21 protein-coding genes are annotated in these 22,093 nt (G+C 61.4%); 13 read left to right on the forward strand and 8 right to left on the reverse strand.

Features of this window, described 5'->3' with window-relative positions:
* Nucleotides 1-63: 63 nt before the first annotated feature.
* Both ACKUG4_RS05625 and ACKUG4_RS05630 read left to right on the forward strand, forming a co-directional pair.
* Nucleotides 64-2,550, forward strand: coding sequence for a circularly permuted type 2 ATP-grasp protein (locus tag ACKUG4_RS05625; RefSeq protein WP_445433608.1), 2,487 nt, complete (start codon nt 64-66; stop codon nt 2,548-2,550).
* Complete coding sequence (locus ACKUG4_RS05630) at nt 2,550-3,443, forward strand: transglutaminase family protein (protein ID WP_085648077.1); 894 nt, start codon at nt 2,550-2,552, stop codon at nt 3,441-3,443. Before ACKUG4_RS05625 ends, ACKUG4_RS05630 begins: the two co-directional genes overlap by 1 nt.
* A 127-nt stretch (nt 3,444-3,570) precedes the next feature.
* Here the strand turns inward: ACKUG4_RS05630 and ACKUG4_RS05635 are convergent, their stop codons facing one another.
* Together ACKUG4_RS05635 and ACKUG4_RS05640 are read right to left on the reverse strand one after the other, a co-directional pair.
* A complete protein-coding gene (locus ACKUG4_RS05635; RefSeq protein WP_064593122.1) occupies nt 3,571-3,753 on the reverse strand; it encodes a hypothetical protein in 183 nt (60 codons plus the stop codon).
* 68 nt (nt 3,754-3,821) lie between these two features.
* On the reverse strand, nt 3,822-4,409 hold the full coding sequence (locus ACKUG4_RS05640; RefSeq protein ID WP_445433609.1) for a cytokinin riboside 5'-monophosphate phosphoribohydrolase: 588 nt from the start codon (nt 4,407-4,409) through the stop codon (nt 3,822-3,824).
* Between the two features lie 340 nt (nt 4,410-4,749).
* On the opposite strand from ACKUG4_RS05640, the gene azu reads away from it, so the two are divergent.
* A complete protein-coding gene (gene azu / locus ACKUG4_RS05645) occupies nt 4,750-5,196 on the forward strand; it encodes an azurin (protein WP_445433610.1) in 447 nt (148 codons plus the stop codon).
* A gap of 54 nt (nt 5,197-5,250) precedes the next feature.
* Here azu and nadE read toward each other — a convergent pair whose 3' ends face one another.
* From nadE to ACKUG4_RS05660, 3 genes are all read right to left on the reverse strand, one after another.
* Nucleotides 5,251-6,078, reverse strand: a complete 828-nt coding sequence (gene nadE, locus ACKUG4_RS05650) for an NAD(+) synthase (protein WP_039766691.1) — start codon at nt 6,076-6,078, stop codon at nt 5,251-5,253.
* 4 nt (nt 6,079-6,082) lie between these two features.
* Nucleotides 6,083-7,306, reverse strand: a complete 1,224-nt coding sequence (pncB, locus tag ACKUG4_RS05655) for a nicotinate phosphoribosyltransferase (RefSeq protein ID WP_011332202.1) — start codon at nt 7,304-7,306, stop codon at nt 6,083-6,085.
* A 118-nt stretch (nt 7,307-7,424) separates the two neighbouring features.
* Nucleotides 7,425-8,324 carry a LysR family transcriptional regulator gene (locus tag ACKUG4_RS05660; RefSeq protein ID WP_064593129.1) on the reverse strand — a complete coding sequence of 300 codons (900 nt, stop codon included), beginning with the start codon at nt 8,322-8,324 and terminating at the stop codon, nt 7,425-7,427.
* 161 nt (nt 8,325-8,485) lie between these two features.
* Here ACKUG4_RS05660 and amaB point away from each other — a divergent pair, with 161 nt between their 5' ends.
* From amaB to ACKUG4_RS05710, 10 genes are all read left to right on the forward strand, one after another.
* Complete coding sequence (amaB, locus tag ACKUG4_RS05665; RefSeq protein WP_445433611.1) at nt 8,486-9,976, forward strand: L-piperidine-6-carboxylate dehydrogenase; 1,491 nt, start codon at nt 8,486-8,488, stop codon at nt 9,974-9,976.
* 156 nt (nt 9,977-10,132) lie between these two features.
* Nucleotides 10,133-11,416: an L-pipecolate oxidase gene (amaA, locus tag ACKUG4_RS05670; protein ID WP_039766701.1), complete on the forward strand. Its 1,284-nt coding sequence runs from the start codon at nt 10,133-10,135 to the stop codon at nt 11,414-11,416.
* A gap of 364 nt (nt 11,417-11,780) precedes the next feature.
* The gene (locus tag ACKUG4_RS05675; RefSeq protein WP_039766703.1) at nt 11,781-12,914 is read left to right on the forward strand and encodes an ABC transporter substrate-binding protein; all 1,134 of its coding nucleotides are present in this window, start codon (nt 11,781-11,783) and stop codon (nt 12,912-12,914) included.
* Nucleotides 12,915-13,156: 242 nt separating this feature from the next.
* Nucleotides 13,157-14,071, forward strand: coding sequence for an ABC transporter permease subunit (locus ACKUG4_RS05680; RefSeq protein ID WP_039766704.1), 915 nt, complete (start codon nt 13,157-13,159; stop codon nt 14,069-14,071).
* 3 nt (nt 14,072-14,074) lie between these two features.
* On the forward strand, nt 14,075-15,376 hold the full coding sequence (gene livM / locus ACKUG4_RS05685; protein WP_064593135.1) for a high-affinity branched-chain amino acid ABC transporter permease LivM: 1,302 nt from the start codon (nt 14,075-14,077) through the stop codon (nt 15,374-15,376).
* A complete protein-coding gene (locus tag ACKUG4_RS05690; RefSeq protein WP_007950657.1) occupies nt 15,373-16,245 on the forward strand; it encodes an ATP-binding cassette domain-containing protein in 873 nt (290 codons plus the stop codon). The genes livM and ACKUG4_RS05690 overlap by 4 nt, the downstream gene beginning before the upstream one ends.
* Nucleotides 16,242-16,958 (forward strand): ABC transporter ATP-binding protein, encoded by a 717-nt coding sequence (locus ACKUG4_RS05695; RefSeq protein WP_011332208.1) that lies wholly within the window; start codon nt 16,242-16,244, stop codon nt 16,956-16,958. Before ACKUG4_RS05690 ends, ACKUG4_RS05695 begins: the two co-directional genes overlap by 4 nt.
* Before the next feature lie 194 nt (nt 16,959-17,152).
* Entirely contained in the window at nt 17,153-17,587 is a 435-nt protein-coding gene (locus tag ACKUG4_RS05700; RefSeq protein WP_445433612.1) for a hypothetical protein, read from the forward strand.
* A 110-nt stretch (nt 17,588-17,697) separates the two neighbouring features.
* Entirely contained in the window at nt 17,698-18,462 is a 765-nt protein-coding gene (locus tag ACKUG4_RS05705; protein WP_011332209.1) for an SDR family oxidoreductase, read from the forward strand.
* A gap of 130 nt (nt 18,463-18,592) precedes the next feature.
* Nucleotides 18,593-19,498 carry a cation diffusion facilitator family transporter gene (locus ACKUG4_RS05710; protein WP_445433613.1) on the forward strand — a complete coding sequence of 302 codons (906 nt, stop codon included), beginning with the start codon at nt 18,593-18,595 and terminating at the stop codon, nt 19,496-19,498.
* Between the two features lie 30 nt (nt 19,499-19,528).
* Here the strand turns inward: ACKUG4_RS05710 and ACKUG4_RS05715 are convergent, their stop codons facing one another.
* From ACKUG4_RS05715 to ureG, 3 genes are all read right to left on the reverse strand, one after another.
* Entirely contained in the window at nt 19,529-20,656 is a 1,128-nt protein-coding gene (locus ACKUG4_RS05715; RefSeq protein ID WP_445433614.1) for an AGE family epimerase/isomerase, read from the reverse strand.
* 213 nt (nt 20,657-20,869) lie between these two features.
* Nucleotides 20,870-21,442: a HupE/UreJ family protein gene (locus ACKUG4_RS05720; protein ID WP_445433615.1), complete on the reverse strand. Its 573-nt coding sequence runs from the start codon at nt 21,440-21,442 to the stop codon at nt 20,870-20,872.
* Nucleotides 21,443-21,469: 27 nt separating this feature from the next.
* Nucleotides 21,470-22,084, reverse strand: coding sequence for an urease accessory protein UreG (ureG, locus tag ACKUG4_RS05725; protein WP_007950645.1), 615 nt, complete (start codon nt 22,082-22,084; stop codon nt 21,470-21,472).
* Nucleotides 22,085-22,093: the final 9 nt, after the last annotated feature.

The following is a 22,093-nucleotide window of genomic DNA, read 5'->3' on the forward strand; positions in this document are numbered from 1 at the left end:
GTATATCCGGGCGTCATGTGCCTGCGTTAGTCTGACTGTTCCCTGCCGGCTGCCGAGCTTTCCATGCCTGACCTGCTTGACCGCTACCCGCTGACTGCGGGCACCTATCACGAACTGCTCGACGACAGCGGGGCGGTGCGCCCGCACTGGCGGCGACTGGTCGACCATTTGCAGCGCAGCACCCCGGCGCACCTGGTGCAGCGTCAGGCATTGCTGACCCGGCAGATTCAGGAAAACGGCGTGACCTACAACGTCTATGCGGATCCGAAAGGCGCGGATCGTCCGTGGGAGCTGGATCTGCTGCCCCACGTGATCGCTGCTGACGAGTGGCAGCAACTGTCCGCCGGAATCGCCCAGCGCGCGCGGCTGCTCAATGCGGTGCTGGCGGATCTGTACGGCCCGCAGCGGCTGATCAGCGAAGGGCTGCTGCCGGCGGAGCTGGTGTTCGGCCACAACAACTTCCTCTGGCCCTGTCAGGGCATTGCGCCGCCGGACGGGGCCTTTCTGCACCTGTATGCCGTGGATCTGGCGCGCACGCCGGACGGACGCTGGTGGGTGACGGCGGATCGTACCCAGGCGCCATCCGGCGCCGGTTATGCGCTGGAAAACCGCACCATCGTGTCCCGCGCCTTCCCCGAGTTGTATCGGGATCTGAAAGTGCAGCATCTGGCCGGATTCTTCCGCACCCTGCAGGAAACCCTCGCCCGTCAGGCTCCCTGCGACGATGACGCGCCGCTGGTGGTGTTGCTGACCCCGGGGCGCTTCAACGAGAGCTATTTCGAACATCTTTATCTTGCCCGCCAGCTCGGTTATCCGCTGGTGGAGGGCGGTGACCTGACGGTGCGTGATGCCACGGTCTACCTGAAAACCCTCAGTGGCCTGCGCCGGGTACACGCGATCCTGCGCCGGCTCGACGATGACTTCTGCGATCCGCTGGAATTGCGCACCGATTCCGCGCTCGGCGTTCCCGGATTGCTGGACGCGGTGCGTCAGGGCCGGGTGCTGGTGGCCAATGCACTGGGCAGTGGCGTACTGGAGTCGCCGGGGCTGCTCGGTTTTCTGCCGAAGATCAATCAGTACCTGTTCGGCGAAGACCTGATCCTGCCTTCCATCGCCACGTGGTGGTGCGGCGAAGCGCCGGTGTTGGCCCAGGCCCTGGAGAAACTGCCGGAGCTGTTGATCAAGCCGGCGTTCCCCTCGCAAAGCTTCCCTCCGGTTTTTGGCCGGGATCTGAGCGAAAAACAGCGTGAAAGTCTCGCCGCGCGCATGCAGGCCCGCCCTTATGCCTATGTCGCGCAAGAACTCGCGCAGCTGTCCCAGGCGCCGATCTGGCAGCCCGAGGACGGGCAACTGCAACCCCGGGCAATCGGCATGCGCATGTACGCGGTGGCCAGTCACGACGGTTATCGGGTGTTGCCCGGTGGCCTGACCCGGGTCGCGGCCGAAGCCGATGCCGAAGTGGTGTCGATGCAGCGCGGTGGTGCGAGCAAGGACACCTGGGTGCTGGGGGATCGGCCGCCGAGCGGGGAACAGTGGAAAGCCCAGCGCAATATCGGCGTGCCCGATCTGGTGCGCCGCGATCCGTACCTGCCGTCGCGGGTGGTGGAAAACCTGTTCTGGTTCGGCCGTTACTGCGAGCGCTGCGACGACAGCGCGCGGCTGCTGCGGATCATGCTCGCGCGCTACGTCGACGGCGATGACCCGCAAGCCTTGCAGGCCGCTGTGGATCTGGGCGAGCGACTGATGCTGCTGCCGGACGAAGGTGAACTGCCGGAACGCTTGCTTGCGGCGCTGCTCGGCGAGGACTGGTCGTTCAGCCTGCGTTCCAACCTGCAACGCTTGCAGTGGGCGGCATCGCAGGTGCGCGGCAAGCTCTCGCGGGAAAACTGGCAGGCGCTGGTGGAGCTGCAACGCGAGGCTTCGGAGCTGGACACCGACGAACCGGATTTCGGCGAGTTGCTGGATTTTCTCAACCGGCTAGTGATGTCGCTGGCGGCGCTGTCCGGGTTTGCCCTCGACGACATGACCCGCGACGAAGGCTGGCGCTTCCTGATGATCGGCCGGCGGATCGAGCGCCTGCAATTTCTCAGCAGCAGCCTCGCGGGTTTCTTGCGTGGCGCCGGGGCGTTCGATCAGGCCGGGCTTGAGTGGTTGCTGGAGCTGGGCAACAGCAGCATCACCTATCGCTCGCGTTATCTGGCGGTGGCGCAGTTGATTCCGGTGCTCGACCTGTTGCTGCTGGACGAGCAGAACCCCCATGCGGTGCTGTTCCAGTTGAAGCTGGTGACCCGCACCCTCAAGCGGCTGAATGATGACTTCGGTATGCCGAGGGAGGCAGGATTGCCGCCGCTGGTCGAGCGTCTGGCGCGCTTCGATCTGAGCTGTCTGGAGAATCCCCTGTTCGGCGAGTCCAGCGTGCGCGCGGCCCTCGACGGACTGGCGGATTTGCTGCAGGAGATCGCCGACGCCAGCAGTCAGGTGTCGGACCGTCTGGCCCTGCGCCATTTCGCCCATGTCGATGATGTCAGCCAGCGTACGGTGTCCGTCTGATGAGCGCCCATTACCAGATCTTTCACGACACCTGCTATCGCTACGACAGCCCGGTATCCCTGGCCCAGCAACTGGCGCATCTGTGGCCGCGCGAGTGCGACTGGCAGCGCTGCACCGAGCAGCAATTGCTGATCAGCCCGCAGCCGACCACCCGCCGTGACGAGCAGGATGTGTTCGGCAATCCGCTGACCCGCCTGGCCTTCGAACGGCCCCACGATGAATTGCAGGTCAACGCACGGCTGACGGTCGAAGTGCTGGCGCGGCCCGTGGTGGATTTCCAGCAGTCGCCGGCCTGGGAACTGACCCGCAACGCGCTGACCTACAGCAGCCAGCCGCTGTCCGCTTCGTTGCTGGAAGTCTGTCGCTATCGATTTCAGTCGCCCTACGTGCATCTCAAACGCAGCTTCGTCGAGTTTTCGGAGAGCTGTTTCCCGGCCGGCAGACCGTTGATGCTGGGTGTGCAGGCCCTGATGCAGAAGATCTTCAGCGAATTCACCTTCGATGCCGAAGCGACGCAAGTCGCGACGCCGCTGGTGGAAGTGCTGGAGCGCCGACGCGGGGTCTGTCAGGACTTCGCGCACCTGATGCTCGCCTGTGTGCGATCACGCGGGCTGGCGGCGCGTTACGTCAGCGGCTACCTGCTGACCCAGCCGCCGCCGGGGCAGCCACGGTTGATCGGCGCCGATGCGTCCCATGCCTGGGTCTCGGTGTTTTGCCCGGTACTGGGCTGGGTGGATTTCGATCCGACAAACAATGTGCAGCCGGCACTGGAGCACATCACCCTGGCCTGGGGCCGGGATTTCTCCGATGTCTCGCCGTTGCGCGGGGTGATTCTGGGTGGTGGCAATCACGACCCGGAAGTCCGCGTCACCGTGTTGCCACTGGAGGAGTGAAGATCAAATGTGGGAGCGGGCTTGCTCGCGAAAGCAATTTTTCAGTCACATCCATAGTGAATGTCACGACGCTTTCGCGAGCATGCCCGCTCCCACAGGGATTGTGTTCAAGGTTTCAGCAATTTGCTCAGGCGTCGGGCGCCGGGTCTTTCGGTGTCTCAACATCATCATCTTCAGTCGCCACTTCACCGTCAGGGTTCAGTGCCGCCTCTTCAGCCATCTGTTTCTTGCGCTGAAGTTTTTCCTCTTTCTTCTGTTCCTTGGCCAAGTCACGTTGACGTTTGGCGAAGGAGTAATTGGGTTTGGCCATGGGCGATCCTCTGGGGTCGAAGGTGAGGTTGAGCGGCGCGTATTCTGCCCTGTATCGGTGCCCGGCGGTTAATCGGGTTTCTGGTCGACCCACTTTGGCGTGACGGTCGGCTGCCATTGATCGAGGGCTTCGAGCAGCGTTTGCGGCGATTCGCTCACTTGCAGCATGTCACGGTGCGGCGCACGAACGAAGCCTTCGCCGACGATGTGATCGAGAAATGCAGTGAGTTTGCTGTAGAAACCGTTCACTTCCAGCAGGCCCAGCGGCTTGCCGTGGTAGCCGAGCTGGCCCCAGGTCCAGACTTCGAACAACTCTTCCAGGGTGCCGAGGCCACCGGGCAGGGCGATGAACGCATCGCTGAGTTCGGCCATTCGCGCCTTGCGGGCGTGCATGCCGTCGACCACTTCCAGGCGCGTCAGGCTCTTGTGACCGATTTCCTTGTCCATCAGGCTCTGCGGGATGATGCCGATCACTTCGCCGCCGGCCGCCAGTGCAGCGTCGGCGACAATCCCCATCAGGCCGACAGCGCCACCGCCGTAGACCAGCGTCAGCTTACGCTCGGCGATAGCTGTGCCGAGGGCGATGGCGGCTTCGGTGTACGCCGGAGTGGTGCCGGCGCTGGCACCGCAAAATACACAAACGGATGTGAGAGACATGCCTTCCTCCTGGGTCAATCGGTCACAGGGTAATGGCTGGCACGTCTTGATCCAAGGGCTAGACTTCGCGTTTCGGGGTTTCACAGGTACCGCTGGCGCCACAGGCGTAAGCAGCGAGCAGACTGCACAACAGGCTGTTGAAGGACATGACGGATGCTCCAGATGAGTGTCGAGCCCTGAAGATACGGCCCGGCCAAACGTCTGGCTGTTAGATTGTTTCGATGAGTGTCATAGCCTGGAAGTTGTATACAATTTTTGACTCAAGTCATAGGAACTTGCGAAGATTTCAGGCAGTCTTCCAACCATTCGTGTTTTGTTAACCCTGCCTTGGAGATTCACCATGTTTTCCAAAGTTGTTGCGGTATTCCTGCTGGCGCTGGCCAGCAGCCAATTGATGGCTGCCGAGTGCAAAACCACCGTTGACTCCACCGACCAGATGTCCTTTAACACCAAGGCCATCGAAATCGACAAGAGCTGCAAGACCTTCACCGTCGAGCTGACCCACTCCGGCAGCCTGCCGAAGAACGTCATGGGCCATAACCTGGTGATCAGCAAAGAAGCCGACATGCAGCCGATCGCCACCGACGGCCTGGCCGCCGGCATCGACAAGAACTACCTGAAGGACGGTGACGAGCGCGTCATCGCTCACACCAAGATCATCGGCGCCAAGGAAACCGACTCGGTGACCTTCGACGTGTCCAAGCTCAAGGCTGACGAGAAGTACGGCTTCTTCTGCTCGTTCCCGGGCCACATCTCGATGATGAAAGGCACCGTGACCCTGAAGTAAGCAACACACGGTCAAAAAAAGCGTCCCGAAGGACGCTTTTTTTATGCCCTGGATTCAAGGCGCAAACGGCATCACGCGTTTGTGATGAGTCTTTTTGTAGGTGTTGACGATGATGTCGAACGCTTCCTGACGCACCGGCTCGCCGTGCAGGAAAGCGTCGATTTCGGCGTAGGTCACGCCGTGGGAGGCTTCATCCGGCTTGCCCGGCGACAGGTCTTCCAGATCCGCCGTCGGCACTTTTTCCACCAGCGATTCCGGTGCGCCAAAGCTGCGGGCGATGGCTCGGACCTGGTTTTTCACCAGACCGCTGAGCGGGGCCAGGTCGCAGGCGCCGTCACCGAACTTGGTGAAGAAACCCATCACCGCTTCCGCCGCGTGGTCGGTACCGATCACCAGGCCATGGGCCGCGCCGGCGATGGTGTACTGGGCGACCATGCGCATCCGCGCCTTGGTGTTGCCGAGCACGAAATCCACCGACACCGCGTGCTTGCCTTCGAAGGCAGCGACTTCGCTGGCCAGGGACTTCACTGCCGGGCCGATGTTGACGGTGTGGCGCTCGTCCGGGGCGATGAAGTCCACCGAAGCCTGGGCGTCGTGTTCATCGAACTGCACGTCGTACGGCAGGCGCACGGCGATAAACTTGTAGGCCTCGTCACCGGTGCGCTCGCGCAGTTCACGCATGGCGCGCTGGGCCAGCAGGCCGGCGGTCAGCGAATCCACCCCGCCGCTGATGCCCAGCACCAGGGTCTTGAGTCCGGAATTGGTCAGGCAATCCTGGATGAAGGTGATGCGGCGGGCGACTTCCGCTTCGAGGGCCTGGTGATCGGCGAACGGCGGCTGAACGTTGAGCTGTTCAGCAATCTCACGCTGTACGGCTTGCATGAATTCACTCCTTGCTGGAAAGGCTGGAAACGGCAGGAACCTGGAAAACGTGTCGCAAGTAGGCGACGAAATTCGGATCTTTGCAGTGGGTCTTGCCCGGCTCGTCGGAGATCTTCGCCACCGGTTGGCCGTTGCAGGCGGTCATTTTAAGCACGATGCTCATCGGTTCGACACCCGGAATGTCACAGGTCAGGTTGGTGCCGATACCGAAGCTGACATTGATCCGACCACGCAGCGCCCGGAAGATCTCCAGCGACTTGGGCAGGGTCAGGCTGTCGGAGAACACCAACGTCTTGCTCATCGGGTCGATGCCGAGCTTGTGATAGTGGGCGATGCATTTTTCGCCCCACAGCACCGGGTCCCCGGAGTCGTGGCGCAGACCGTCGAACAGCTTGGCGAAGAACAGATCGAAATCGCCGAGGAACGCGTCGGTGGTGATGCAGTCCGTGAGGGCGATCCCCAACAAGCCGCGGTACTCGCGGACCCAGCAATCGAGGGCGGCGATCTGGCTGTCGATCAGTCGCGGGCCGAGTTGCTGGTGGGCCATGATCCATTCGTGGGCCATGGTGCCCAGCGGTTTCATGTCCAGTTCGCGGGACAGGTGCACGTTGCTGGTGCCGACGAAACGCCCGGGGAAATCGTGCTTGAGCACGTTCACCACTTCTTCCTGCACGCGGTAGGAAAATCTGCGACGTGTGCCGAAATCGGCGACCTGCAATTGCGAAAGTTCTTCGGCCGAGGCATTGGCGGTCAGCCAGTCGAACTTGCGATACAGCTGTTCGCGGGCCTGTTCCAGCACCGTTTCGCGGTAGCGATAGCGGTTGCGCACTTCGCTGACGATCGCCAGCAGCGGCACTTCAAACAGAATCACATGCAGCCACGGCCCGCGCAGGCGGATGAACAGCTCGCCGTTCTCGATGCCGGTGTGCAGGTAGCGCAGGTTGAAACGGAACAGACCGAGGAACCGCAGGAAATCCGGCTTGAGGAACGAGATGCGCTCGAGAAAACTCAACTGATCGGCGCTCAGGCTCAACTCGGCCAGACGCTCGACCTGGAAGCGGATCTCCGCCAGATAAGGGCGCAGATCCTCACTGTTACGGCAACGGAACTCCCATTCGACTTCGACGTTGGGGTAGTTGTGCAGCACCGCCTGCATCATCGTCAGTTTGTAGAAGTCGGTGTCGAGCAGGTTCTGCACGATGCGATCGGCAAACACACTCTCGCTCATAAAGGGGTCTCCAGGCGGACCGCGCGTTGGCGCGGTATCAATCAATGGCGCTAGTGGCGCATATCCGGGGTGGGGATTGCCAGCGATTTTTTGACCGCCACAGGGACTGAATACAACTTCAAACCGGACTGTCGATCTGCTCCAGCATCCACTTCACGAAATCCCGCACCTTGGGCACTTCTGCCGCGTGTTCCGGGTAGGCCAGGTAATAAGCGTCGGTGCTGGGCATCGCATGCTGCCAGGGAATGACCAGTTTGCCGTCGGCCAATTCCTCTTCCACCAGAAACCTCGGCAGCAGGGCGACGCCGCAGCCGACCTGGGCGGCGCGGATGCACATATAAAAGGTTTCGAAGCGCGGGCCGTGGTAGCTGTGTTCGGTCTGGTAGCCCTGGCTGTCGAACCAGTCGTGCCACGCTTGCGGGCGGGAAGCATTCTGCAGCAGGACCAGATCGGTGAGTTGCGTTGGGTCAGTCAACGGAGTGTCCGGCAGGCTGCTCGGCGCGCAGACCGGCACCAGTTCTTCGCCGAACAGCTTCAGGCACTCGGTGCCGGGGCGCGAACCCTGGCCGAAATAGAACGCCAGGTCGCTGCGCCCTTGCAGCAGATCATCCGCTTCTTGCTCGTTGCACAGGTCCAGATGAATCGACGGATGACGCAGACGCCAGCCCTTGAGGCGTGGCACCAGCCAGCGAGCGCCGAAGGTCGAGGGCGTAGAGACGCGCAGGACTTCGGTCTCGCCGCCGTAGGAACGCAGGTAATGGGTCGACATCTCGACCTGGGTCAGGATTTTTCTGACTTCCACCAGGTACAGATCGCCGGCCGGGGTCATCTGCAAACGCCGGCGTACCCGGCGGAACAACAAGTGCTGCAGCAATTCTTCGAGCTGCGCCACCTGCTTGCTGACAGCGCTCTGGGTCAGGTTCAGTTCCTCGGCGGCCCGGGTGAAACTCAGGTGCCGGGTCACGGCCTCGAAGCACTGCAACGCGGTGATCGACGGCAAGTGGCGTTTGTTCAGCATGGGCGATCCTTTTCTTGTCTTTCTGCGCAGCATGAATAAACGGAATGATATCTCGCGTAAAGGTCGTTTGTTGCACAGCCTTCCTGACGCTACAACTAAAGGTCTGCCCGGTCGTGAAAACGCGCCCGCACACATTCAGTTTTTTGCTTGAGGAGTGACCCATGGTTGCCGCATTGCTTGATCGTCTAGGTGTGAACCCGGCCCTGTACCAGAACGGCAAAGTGCCGGTGCATTCGCCCATCGACGGCAGCCGCATCGGCGCCGTGAACTGGGAAGGCCCGGCCGAAGTCGAGCAGCACATCAGTCGCGCAGATCATGCGTTCGAACATTGGCGCAAGGTGCCGGCCCCGCGTCGCGGCGAGCTGGTGCGTCAGTTCGGCGAAGTGCTGCGTAAATACAAGACCGAGCTCGGCGAACTGGTTTCCTGGGAGGCGGGCAAGATTACTCAGGAAGGCTTGGGTGAAGTGCAGGAGATGATCGACATCTGCGATTTCGCCGTCGGCCTGTCCCGCCAGTTGTACGGCTTGACCATCGCCTCCGAGCGTCCGGGCCACCACATGCGTGAAACCTGGCACCCGCTGGGCGTGGTCGGCGTGATCAGTGCGTTCAACTTCCCGGTCGCGGTGTGGGCGTGGAATACCACGCTGGCGCTGGTCTGCGGCAACCCGGTGGTGTGGAAACCATCGGAGAAAACCCCGCTGACCGCGCTGGCCTGTCAGGCGCTGTTCGAGCGCGTACTGAAGAATTTCAGCGATGCTCCGGCGCACCTGAGCCAGGTCATCATCGGCGGTCGCGATGCCGGCGAAGCGCTGGTGGATGACCCGCGTGTCGCGCTGATCAGCGCCACCGGCAGCACCCGCATGGGCCGCGAAGTGGCGCCGAAAGTCGCCGCACGTTTCGCCCGCAGCATTCTCGAACTGGGCGGCAACAACGCGATGATCCTCGGCCCGAGCGCCGATCTGGACATGGCCGTGCGCGCCATCCTGTTCAGCGCCGTCGGCACCGCCGGTCAGCGTTGCACCACGTTGCGTCGCCTGATCGCCCATGAATCGGTGAAAGAAGAAATCGTCACCCGCCTCAAAGCCGCGTACTCCAAGGTTCGTATCGGTCACCCGCTGGAAGGCAATCTGATCGGGCCGCTGATCGACAAGCACAGCTTCGAAAACATGCAGGATGCGCTGGAGCAGGCGCTGAGCGAGGGCGGCCGGGTGTTCGGCGGCAAGCGTCAACTGGAAGACCAATTCCCTAACGCCTACTACGTGTCGCCGGCCATCGTTGAAATGCCGGAGCAGAGCGACGTGGTGTGCAGCGAGACTTTCGCACCGATCCTGTACGTGGTCGGTTACAGCGAATTCGAAGAGGCGCTGCGCCTGAACAACGCCGTGCCGCAGGGCCTGTCGTCGTGCATCTTCACCACCGATGTGCGCGAGGCCGAGAAATTCATGTCGGCGGTCGGCAGCGACTGCGGCATCGCCAACGTCAACATCGGCCCGAGCGGCGCGGAAATCGGCGGCGCGTTTGGTGGCGAGAAAGAGACGGGCGGTGGTCGTGAGTCGGGCTCGGATGCATGGCGCGCGTACATGCGCCGGCAGACCAATACCGTGAACTACTCGCTGGAATTGCCGCTGGCGCAGGGCATTACGTTCGATTGACAGAGTAATCGATGCGACGAAGAAACCTGTGGGAGCGGGCTTGCCCGCGATAGCAATCTTTCAGCCAACTAACCCCTGACTGGACTGACGCAATCGCGGGCAAGCCCGCTCTCACAGGGTATGCAGTGTTTGTTAGGTTTCTGTTGGAGTCTGGCAATGCCGTTACGCGAAGAATGTCTGTGGGAAAAGCTCACGCCGCAACGACCGGATAACACGGCGCTCAGGGGCGAGGTCAAAGTCGATGTGTGCGTGATCGGCGCCGGGTTTACCGGGTTGTCGGCGGCGCTGCATCTGTTGGAAAAGGGCAAGAGCGTCTGTGTGCTCGAAGCCCATCGCGCCGGGCATGGCGGCTCCGGGCGCAACGTCGGGCTGGTCAACGCCGGGATGTGGATTCCGCCGGACGAGATCGAAGCCGGCTTCGGCGAGGCGGTCGGCAGTCAGCTCAACCGCATGCTCGGTGCGGCGCCGGCGCTGGTGTTCAGCCTTGTGGATAAATACAACATCGATTGCCAGTTGCGCCGCGAAGGCACCCTGCACATGGCACATAACGCCAAGGGTGAGGCGGATCTGCGCAGTCGCGAAGAACAATGGAAGCGCCGCGGTGCGCCGGTCGAACTGCTGACTGGCAAGGCCTGTGAGCAGGCGACCGGCACACAGAAGATCGCCGCCGCGCTGCTCGACCGGCGCGCCGGTACGCTCAATCCGATGGCTTATGTCACCGGGCTGGCCAATGCGGTCATCAGTCTTGGCGGACAGATGTTCGATCACTCGCCGGTCGCGCGTCTTGAACGGCAAGGGCAGAAATGGTCGGTGCAGACCGAGCAGGGTTCGGTGCTGGCCGAACAAGTGGTGATCGCCTCCAACGCCTACACCGAAGGCGACTGGACCGAACTCAAGCGCAATTTCTTCCCCGGTTACTACTATCAGGTCGCTTCGGTGCCGCTCACCGAAGACGCCGCCCAGGAAATCCTCCCGGGCGGGCAGGGCTCGTGGGATACCCGCCAGGTGCTGAGCAGCATCCGCCGCGACAAGGACGGGCGTTTGTTGCTGGGCAGCCTCGGCAACGGCAATCAGAAACCGACCTGGTTCCTCAAGGCCTGGGCCGACCGGGTGCAGCAGCATTACTTCCCCAATCTGAAACCCGTGGAGTGGGAATGCACCTGGACCGGGCGCATCGCGTTCACCCCTGATCATTTGATGCGCCTGTTCGAACCGGCGCCGGGACTGGTGGCCGTCACCGGTTACAACGGCCGGGGCGTGACTACCGGCACTGTGGTCGGCAAGGCCTTCGCCGATTACCTGTGTAACGGAAATCCTCAGGCATTGCCGATTCCGTTCGCACCGATGCAGCCGCTGGCGGGAGTTGGCTTGCGCAGTTGTCTGTACGAGGCCGGGTTCTCGCTGTATCACGCGGGCCAGTGCCTGCGGATCGTCATCTGAGTGTTGAAATATGTTGCCGGAAGCGGCGCTTTTCGATGTAGCGACTAGCCTGTAATGGTGCGGGTTGTAGCAGTCCCGCACCAGCAGTGTGCAGTTCGGTGACGCGGGCTGTTACAGGCTGGTTGCACGTCGTTTGGCGCCGCGGTTGCAATGATGGCGCGTGCGGGTTGCGCCTGAAAAAATAAATGGTTTCACCTTCCGCGGTTTAGACGGTTGCACGCCCAATGAAAATGGGAACGAAACAGTCGAAATAACAAGAAAGCAGCGACTTTTTGAAGAATAAAAAACCGATGGCACGGCCCTTGCTCTGAGCATTCAAGTGAAGTCGCAGTGCCAACTAAAAAAAACCTTGGAGCACCACCTCATGTCCCAGACGTTTTACAAGAAAGGCTTTCTGGCCCTCGCAGTGGCTACTGCGCTGGGTGTTTCTGCGTTTGCACAAGCTGATGTGAAAATCGGTGTGGCGGGTCCGATGACGGGCGCCAACGCGGCATTTGGCGAGCAATACATGAAAGGGGCACAAGCGGCGGCCGACGCGGTCAACGCGGCGGGCGGCGTCAACGGGGAGAAGATCGTCCTGGTCAAGGGCGATGACGCTTGCGAGCCGAAACAGGCGGTGACGGTCGCCAAGGACCTCACCAACCAGAAAGTCGCCGGTGTGGTCGGCCACTTCTGCTCGTCCTCGACCATTCCTGCGTCAGAGATCTACGACGAAGCCGGGATCATCGCCATCACGCCGGGTTCCACCAACCCGCAAGTGACCGAGCGCGGCCTGAGCGCCATGTTCCGTATGTGCGGCCGTGACGACCAGCAAGGCATCGTCGCCGGCGACTACATCGTCGACGTGCTCAAGGGCAAGAAAGTCGTCGTGCTGCACGACAAGGACACCTACGGTCAGGGCCTGGCCGATGCCACCAAGGCTCAGCTGGAAAAACGCGGCGTGAAGCCAGTGCTGTACGAAGGTCTGACCCGTGGCGAAAAAGATTTCAGCACCATCGTCACCAAGATCCGTGGCGCCGGTGCCGATGTCGTCTACTTCGGCGGCCTGCACCCGGAAGCCGGCCCGCTGGTTCGCCAACTGCGTGAACAAGGCCTGAAAGACGTCAAGTTCATGTCCGACGACGGCATCGTGACCGACGAACTGGTGACCACCGCCGGTGGCCCGCAGTTCGTCGACGGCGTGCTGATGACCTTCGGTGCCGACCCACGCCTGCTGCCAGACAGCAAGACCGTGGTAGATGCATTCCGCAAGGCTGGCACCGAGCCTGAAGGCTACACCCTGTACGCCTATGCATCGGTTCAGACCCTGGCCGCCGCCTTCAACGGCGCCAAGTCGAACAAGGGCGAGGAGGCCGCTGCCTGGCTGAAGAAGAACCCGGTCAAGACCGTCATGGGCGAGAAGACCTGGGATTCCAAAGGCGACCTTAAGGTCTCCGACTACGTGGTCTACCAGTGGGACAAGGACGGCAAATATCACCAGCTGGAAAAACAGAAGTAAGGGCTGACGCGATCGGCTGACCTCCACTGTTCCATGTGGGAGCGAGCCTGCTCGCGAAGACGGACTGACAGGCAACATCGCTGTTGAATGATCAACCGCTTTCGCGAGCAGGCTCGCTCCCACAGGATCCTGTGGTGGTCGGGCTGAATGCGCTCTGACATTGCTCCGACGTAAATCTGTATTTTTCCTAGAAGAACCGCGCGCCTCAGGGTGTGCAGGTTCTCACTGCGTGAGATTGCGTTATGGATGGTATTTTCCTGCAGCAACTGGTCAACGGCCTGACCCTCGGGTCGGTCTATGGCCTGATCGCCATCGGCTACACAATGGTCTACGGCATCATCGGCATGATCAACTTCGCCCACGGCGAGGTTTACATGATTTCTGCTTACCTGGCGGCAATCAGTCTGGCTCTGCTGGCTTACTTCGGTATTGAATCCTTCCCGCTGCTGATGCTCGGCACCCTGGTATTCACCATCGTGATCACGGCGGTGTATGGCTGGGTCATCGAGCGAGTCGCTTACAAACCCCTGCGCAATTCCACCCGACTGGCACCGTTGATCAGCGCCATCGGCATCTCCCTGATCCTGCAGAACTACGCACAGATCGCCCAAGGCGCCAAACAACAGGGCGTTCCCACCCTGCTGACCGGAGCATGGCGAGTCGAAGTCGGTACCGGCTTCGTGCAGCTGACCTACACCAAAGTCTTCATCCTGGTGGCCGCATTCGTCGGCATGGGCCTGCTGACCTATGTCATCAAGTACACCAAGCTCGGGCGCATGTGCCGTGCGACCCAGCAGGACCGCAAGATGGCTTCGATCCTCGGCATCAACACCGACCGAGTGATTTCCTACGTGTTCATCATCGGTGCGGCCATGGCGGCGTTGGCCGGCGTGCTGATCACCATGAACTACGGCACCTTCGACTTCTATGCCGGCTTCATCATCGGCATCAAGGCATTTACCGCGGCGGTACTGGGCGGGATCGGTTCGCTGCCTGGCGCCATGCTCGGCGGGATCATCCTCGGGATCTCCGAGTCGCTGTTCTCGGGCCTGGTCAACTCCGACTACAAAGACGTGTTCAGCTTCTCGCTGCTCGTACTTGTTCTGGTCTTCCGGCCTCAGGGCCTGCTGGGCCGTCCTCTTGTGTCGAAGGTGTAAGCGATGTCTTCAACCACTGCAAAATCCATTGATGTCAAAAAAAGCCTGGTTGAGGCGATTCTCGCCGGTCTGATCGCCCTGATTGTGTTCGGGCCGATCGTCGGCGTCGTACTCGACGGCTACAGCTTCAACCTCGAACCGACCCGCGTGGCGTGGATCATTGCCATCGTCATGGCCGGCCGGTTTGCCCTCAGTCTGTTCCTGCAAACCCCGAAGGGCCTGCGCATTCTCGACGGATTCGAGAGCACCGGTTCCGGCGTACATGTGCTGGCCCCGGACTACAAATCGCGCCTGCGCTGGATCATCCCGCTGATGATCGCCATCGCCGTGGCGTTGCCGTTCTTCTCCAACTCCTACCTGCTGGGCGTGGTCATCCTTGGTTTGATCTACGTGCTGCTGGGGCTGGGACTGAACATCGTGGTCGGTCTGGCCGGCCTGCTCGACCTGGGTTACGTGGCGTTCTACGCCATCGGCGCCTATGGTCTGGCGCTCGGGTATCAGTATCTCGGCCTGGGCTTCTGGACCGTGCTGCCACTGGCGGCGATCACCGCCGGACTTGCCGGTTGCATCCTTGGTTTCCCGGTATTGCGTCTGCACGGCGACTACCTGGCGATCGTGACCCTGGGCTTCGGTGAAATCATCCGTCTGGTGCTCAACAACTGGCTGTCCCTGACCGGCGGCCCGAACGGCATGCCGGCGCCACTGCCGACCTTCTTCGGTCTGGAATTCGGCAAGCGGGCGAAGGATGGCGGGGTGCCGTTCCACGAGTTCTTCGGCATCGCCTACAACCCGGACGTGAAGTACTACTTCATTTATGCGGTGCTGTTCCTGGTGGTGCTGGCCGTGCTGTATATCAAGCATCGTCTGGTGAAAATGCCGGTCGGCCGCGCCTGGGAAGCCCTGCGTGAAGACGAGATCGCCTGCCGCTCGATGGGCCTCAACCACGTGCTGGTCAAGCTCTCGGCGTTCACCATCGGTGCATCCACCGCCGGTCTGGCGGGTGTGTTCTTCGCCACCTATCAAGGCTTTGTCAACCCGACCTCGTTCACCTTCTTCGAATCGGCGCTGATTCTCGCCATCGTGGTGCTCGGTGGCATGGGCTCGACCATCGGTGTGGTGATTGCAGCGTTCGTGCTGACGGTTGCTCCGGAACTGCTGCGCGGCTTCGCCGAATACCGCGTGCTGCTGTTCGGCATCCTGATGGTGTTGATGATGATCTGGCGACCTCGCGGGCTGATCCGCATCAGCCGTACCGGGGTCACTCCACGCAAAGGTGCCATTCACTATGAGAGGACTGCGCCATGAGTGAAGTCGTACTCTCTGTTGAAAAACTGATGATGCACTTCGGTGGCATCAAGGCCTTGAGCGACGTCAGCCTGAAGGTCAAACGCAACTCGATCTTCGCCCTGATCGGCCCCAATGGCGCCGGCAAGACCACGGTGTTCAACTGCCTGACCGGGTTCTACAAGGCCTCCGGCGGCAAGATCGAACTCAACGTGCGCGGCCAGCAGACCAACGTCATCCAGCTGCTGGGCGAGTCGTTCAAACCGACCGACTTCGTCTCGCCGAAAAACTTCGCCAGCCGCCTGTACTACAAGATGTTCGGCGGCACCCACCTGGTGAACCGCGCGGGCCTGGCCCGGACGTTCCAGAACATTCGCCTGTTCAAGGAAATGTCGGTGCTGGAGAACCTGCTGGTAGCCCAGCACATGTGGGTCAACCGCAACATGCTGGCCGGCATCCTCAATACCAAGGGCTACCGCAAGGCCGAAAGCGACGCGCTGGACTGCGCGTTCTACTGGCTGGAAGTGGTGGATCTGGTGGACTGCGCCAACCGTCTGGCCGGTGAACTGTCCTACGGCCAGCAACGCCGTCTGGAAATCGCCCGGGCCATGTGCACGCGGCCGCAGATCATCTGCCTCGACGAACCGGCCGCCGGCCTCAACCCTCAGGAAACCGAAGCGCTGAGCGCGATGATCCGGCTGCTGCGCGACGAGCACGATCTGACCGTGGTGCTGATCGAACACGACATGGGCATGGTAATGAGCATTTCCGATCACATCGTGGTGCTGGACCACGGCATCGTCATCGCCGAGGGCGGGCCGGATGCCATTCGTAACGATCCGAAAGTGATCGCTGCCTACCTGGGCGCCGACGAAGAGGAAGTCGTATGACGCAACCCATCCTCGAACTCAAGGACCTGGACGTGTTCTACGGCCCGATCCAGGCCCTCAAAGGTGTTTCGCTGCAGATCAACGAAGGGGAAACCGTCAGCCTGATCGGCTCCAACGGTGCCGGCAAATCCACGCTGCTGATGTCGATCTTCGGCCAGCCACGGGCGGCGGGCGGGCAGATCCTTTATCAGGGCGTGGACATTACCCACAAGTCATCGCACTACATCGCTTCCAACGGCATCGCGCAATCGCCGGAAGGGCGGCGGGTGTTCCCCGACATGACCGTCGAGGAAAACCTGCTGATGGGCACCATTCCGATCGGCGACAAGTACGCCAAGGAAGACATGCAGCGCATGTTCGAGCTGTTCCCGCGGCTCGAGGAGCGCCGTAATCAGCGGGCCATGACCATGTCCGGCGGCGAGCAGCAGATGCTCGCGATCGCGCGGGCGTTGATGAGCCGGCCCAAGCTGTTGCTGCTGGATGAGCCAAGCCTGGGGCTGGCGCCGATCGTGGTCAAACAGATCTTCGCCACCCTGCGGGAACTGGCGAAAACCGGCATGACCATTTTCCTCGTCGAGCAGAACGCCAATCATGCGTTGAAGCTGTCCGACCGGGCATACGTGATGGTCAACGGCGAGATCCGCCTGACGGGAACCGGCCAGGAACTGCTGGTGAACGAGGAGGTGCGTAACGCTTACCTCGGCGGTCACTGATCGGTTGAAGTTGTCCACAAGCCTCGATGCGAAAGTGTCGGGGCTTTTTTGCGCCTGCCTGTTCACCGAAGACAGACACATTCGGGAAATTGTGGAAAACAAAATTGCCAACCTGCCAAAGCGCGACATATAGACGCTGCAAATGGCTGTTTTTCCACAGTTTTGACTTGTCCCCGTTTGCTGTGGAGCTGGCTGTGAATAACGTGGGTGTAGCTGGCTGGAAGCCTTTGAATACGTGGCTTTCAGCGCTGTGGTTGTTTTTTGAGCAGTGTGCTTTTGATGGTGGGCAGACCTGTTTGTCAACCTTTTTATGGGGGGACAAAACAGCGCGGATGGCTGTGGTCAATCCTGTGGATAAGTCTGTGATTAAACTCTGGAAAGACTCGGCTGAGGGCCGTAATTGCTGGCCTCGCGCAATCATGGGCATGACCGGCCGGTCGTGCAAAATGCCCTGCCCGGCACAACTGGTTGTTCAGGGTCAAGCAAAAAACTTTCCAGATCACCCGCAAAGCCTTGTGTGGCGCGGCTTTGCGCTTTTCCACTTGCCCCCGGAAACTGTGGAAGGGCTTGTGGATAACGTGCGTGCACATGGCTACAGGCCACGGCGCATATGGCGTAGCGGCCGTTGATCAATTAATGAGCAGGATTCGATGGTTGCCGGTTAAAGCGGGGCCGGGCATGCTGCCCGCTGATTTTCTATTCCAATGGCTGCCCGGGCGGCCGAAGCAAGGAGAACACGATGTCCAACACCCTGTTTATCACCGGCGCGACCTCCGGTTTTGGTGAAGCCTGTGCCCGTCGTTTTGCCGAGGCCGGCTGGAAACTGGTGCTGACCGGTCGTCGTGAAGAACGCCTCAATGCGCTGTGCGCCGAGCTGTCGAAGCAGACCGAAGTGCATGGCCTGGTGCTGGACGTGCGTGATCGCAAGGCGATGGAAGAGGCGATTGCCAATCTGCCGCCATCGTTCGCCAAGCTGCGCGGCCTGATCAACAACGCCGGGCTGGCGCTGGGCGTGGACCCTGCACCGAAGTGCGACCTCGACGATTGGGACACCATGGTCGACACCAACGTCAAAGGTCTGATGTACAGCACTCGCCTGTTGCTGCCTCGCCTGATCGCCCACGGTCGTGGGGCCGGCATCATCAACCTCGGTTCCATCGCCGGTAACTACCCGTACCCGGGCAGCCACGTTTACGGCGCGACCAAGGCCTTCGTCAAACAGTTCTCGCTGAACCTGCGCTGCGACCTGCAGGGCACCGGCGTGCGCGTCAGCAACATCGAGCCGGGCCTGTGCGAGAGCGAGTTCTCGCTGGTGCGTTTCGCCGGCGATCAGGCGCGTTACGACGCCACCTACGCCGGTGCCGAGCCGATCCAGCCGCAGGACATCGCCGAGACCATCTTCTGGGTGCTGAACGCGCCGGCGCACATCAACATCAACAGCCTGGAACTGATGCCGGTGAGTCAGACCTGGGCGGGTTTTGCCATCGAGCGTAACAAGGCCTGATACGGTGTTGCCCTCTTCGCCAATCTGTTGGCGAAGAGGGCAAATCGGCCAAATTCTGGCAGTAAGGTAGACTCTTTCCTCAACAACCCCACCGCACCCAGCGGTTTTCAAGGTTTTTCGAGGAGTCAAAGTGAGTAACCGAGGTGAGCAGTCGCTGCTCAAGCAATCCACCCTTCTAATGTTGGCCGTGTCGGTCGCCGGAATCGTCACCGGTTTTGTTTCGGGTTCCCAGTCCATCCTGTTCGATGGCTTTTTTTCGCTGATCGCCACCTTCATCAAAGTCCTGATGCTGATCACCGCGAAGCTCATCGCCAAGCAAAGCAACCAGCGTTTCCAGTTCGGTTTCTGGCACCTAGAGCCGATGGTGCTGCTGATCGAGGGCAGTTTCCTGCTGCTGATCGCCATTTACGCGTTTCTCAACGGTGTGTTCGGCATCATCAATGGCGGACGTGAAATCGAACTGGGCCTGGTGATCATCTACGCGGCGGTGTTCACCGTTGTCGAGTTCGCCTACTTCTTCTATGTGCGCCACCGCAATCGCACGCTCAAGTCGAGCCTGATCCAGTTCGACAACATCAGTTGGCTGGTGGACGCGATGCTGTCGGTGGGCCTGCTGATCAGTTTCCTCGCGGCGCTGTTGCTCCAGTCCCAGGGTTACGGCGAGTGGGCGAAATTTGTCGACCCGCTGATCCTGATCGTGCTGGCCCTGACCATGCTGCCGCCGGCCTTCAAGATCCTCGGCCCGGCGTTGCGGGACGTGCTCGGCATTGCGCCGGACACGCTGGACGATCAGGTGCGCCAGGTGATGGACGCGGCCAGGGTCGAGCATGGTTTCGACGACTACGTGTCCTACGTGCAGAAGCACGGGCGGGCGCGGTTCATCGAGATTCATGTGGTGTTGCCAGCGGACTACCGGCTGCAGAGCGTCGGGCAGTTGGATGTGCTGCGTGAGGAGATTTCCGCGAAGCTGGGCAAACCGGATGCGGCGCGCTGGCTGACCATCAGCTTCACTGGCGACAGGAAGTGGATTGCTTGACTTGTGCGGGCGCGCGGGCTCGCCACGACGTCAGCTCAGATAGTCGGCGATGCCGCGATAGCAGGTCGCCAAATGATACGGCGTGGTCGACGGCATGTCCTTGCGGCTGACCTGGCCCTGATCGTCACGGCACTCGTGCCAGCCGCCGGCATGCAGGAAGCGCTGTTGCAACGCCTGCAACTGGCGCCGCACCGCGCTCTCGCTGTTCGGGCGCAAGGTCAGGGCGCGCAGGTATTCGGCCTGGGCCCAGATGCGTTGGGTCGAATCCTTACCGTTTCCTTGCGGATCAAGCATGGCCAGTACCGCACCGGTGTCGGCCTCTACGCCCTGTTGTTCGGTGAAGGCAAACGCACGATCCAGTGCCGCGTGCAGCTTCGAGCCGCGTAGCAGCGGTGAGGATTCGAGCAGGAAATACCATTCGAACTGATGCCCCGGTTCAAACCAGTTATCCACAGCCCCCAGCGGCTTTTCCATCAACACGCCCTGTTGCGGTTCGATGAAGCGCTTGTGCATGGCTGTGCATAACTCGCTCAGCGCCTGCTGGGTCTGGGGATCTTCGCGCACCGCCAAGGTGGCCAGGAAGGCTTCGGCCAGGTGCATCAGCGGATTTTGCAGCGGGCCGGTTTCCAGCGTGATCCAGTCGCGATCAAGGCAGGCTTCGTAGAGACCGTCGCCCGTTGCGAAGCGCCGGCCGATCACTTCCAGCGCAGCGTTGAGCGTCGATTCCACCAAGGGCTCGCGGGATTTTTCCCAGTAATGCGCGCAAGCGAACAGGATAAAGGCGTGGGTGTAGAGATCCTTGCGCTTATCCAGCGGTTTGCCCTGCGGATCGATGCTGTAGAACCAGCCGCCGTGCTCGGCATCGTGGAAGTGCCGTTGCAGGGAGCGAAACAGCGCAGCTGCGCGGACTTCGGCGTTATCCACAACCCCGATCAGGCTGGAAAACAGGTACAGCTGCCGTGCGCAGGCCATGGCCCGATAGCGCTGCGGTGGCAGCGGCTGATGCGCGGCGTCCAGCGCCTCGTAAGGCAACGCCATGTCGGCGTTCCAGCCCGGTCCTTGCCAGAGGGGCACGATCACGTTCAGAAAGTGCTGTTGCACTTCGCCGAACAGGGCGGTCAGTTCAGGCAGGGAGGTGGAGCGGGAAGCGTGGGGCATGGGCGGACGTCGTCACGGCAGGGGCGATTGCGCGACATGGTAGCAGAGAGACCGGCCTTAGAGACGCGGTGTCTGTCAGGCCGCTTTCGTCGGAGCGCCGCCCGGACCAAGCCCGCTCCCACGATGGTCACGCCGAACACAATACTTGTGAACAACACAGAACAACTGTGGGAGCGGGCTTGCTCGCGAAGAGGCCTGATCAGGCGATAGAGTTCAACCGGCCAACAACCACGCGCCCGTCACCGCCGAAGCGGCACCGGCCAGTCGAACCATTGGCGCGGCCGCCTGAGGCAGAAAACGCACGACGGCATAACCTGCCGCATGCAATGCAGCCGTTGCGACCACGAAACCGGAGGCATACGCCCATGGGCTCGACATGTCCGGCAACTCCAGGCCGTGGGCCACGCCATGGAACAGCGCAAACAGCGCCGTCGCCGCCACCGCCATCATCAGTGGCGGACGCACCGCCAGCGCTACCGCCAGACCCAGCGCCAGCACCGAGGCGGCAATCCCGCTTTCCAGCGCCGGCAATTCCAGCCCTTCAAAGCCGAGCAGGCCACCGATCAGCATGGTGCCGACAAAGGTGCATGGCAGCGCCCAGCGTGCGGGGCCTTGCTGCTGCGCGGCCCACAGGCCGACGGCCAGCATTGCCAGCAAATGGTCGAGACCGCCGATCGGGTGGCTGATGCCGGCCACCAGACCAGAGTCGCCGTGGCCAGGGTGGGCGAAGGCCAGGGCCGGGGTCAGCAGCAGCGCGACGGCGCCGAGAATACGTTTGAGTGTCATGGATAAGCTTCCTTGTTGAGCAGTGAATCAGGCTGCAGTCAGCAGGCCCTGGCGTTCGATGAAGGCGATGATGTCTTCCAGGCCCTGACCGGTTTTCTGGTTGCTGAACACGAACGGCTTGCCGTTGCGCATGCGTTGGGTGTCGCTGTTCATCATCTCCAGCGAGGCGCCGACCAGCGGCGCAAGGTCGATCTTGTTGATCACCAGCAGGTCGGATTTGCAAATGCCGGGCCCGCCCTTGCGCGGCAGCTTGTCGCCGGCGGAAACGTCGATCACGTAGATGGTCAGGTCGGACAGTTCCGGGCTGAAGGTTGCGGAAAGGTTGTCGCCGCCGGACTCCACCAGAATCAGGTCCAGCCCCGGAAAACGTCGGTTCAGTTGATCCACCGCTTCGAGGTTGATCGAAGCGTCCTCGCGGATCGCCGTGTGCGGGCAGCCGCCGGTTTCCACGCCGATGATGCGTTCCGGCGCCAGGGCTTCGTTGCGCACCAGAAAGTCGGCGTCTTCGCGGGTATAGATGTCGTTCGTGACTACAGCCAGGTTGTAGCGCTCGCGCAGGGCCAGGCACAGGGCCAGGGTCAACGCGGTCTTGCCGGAACCGACCGGGCCGCCGATGCCGACGCGCAGGGGTTGTGTGTTCATGTGCTTCTC

It is taken from the genome of Candidatus Pseudomonas auctus (assembly GCF_048654275.1).
Lineage (GTDB): Bacteria > Pseudomonadota > Gammaproteobacteria > Pseudomonadales > Pseudomonadaceae > Aquipseudomonas > Aquipseudomonas pharyngis.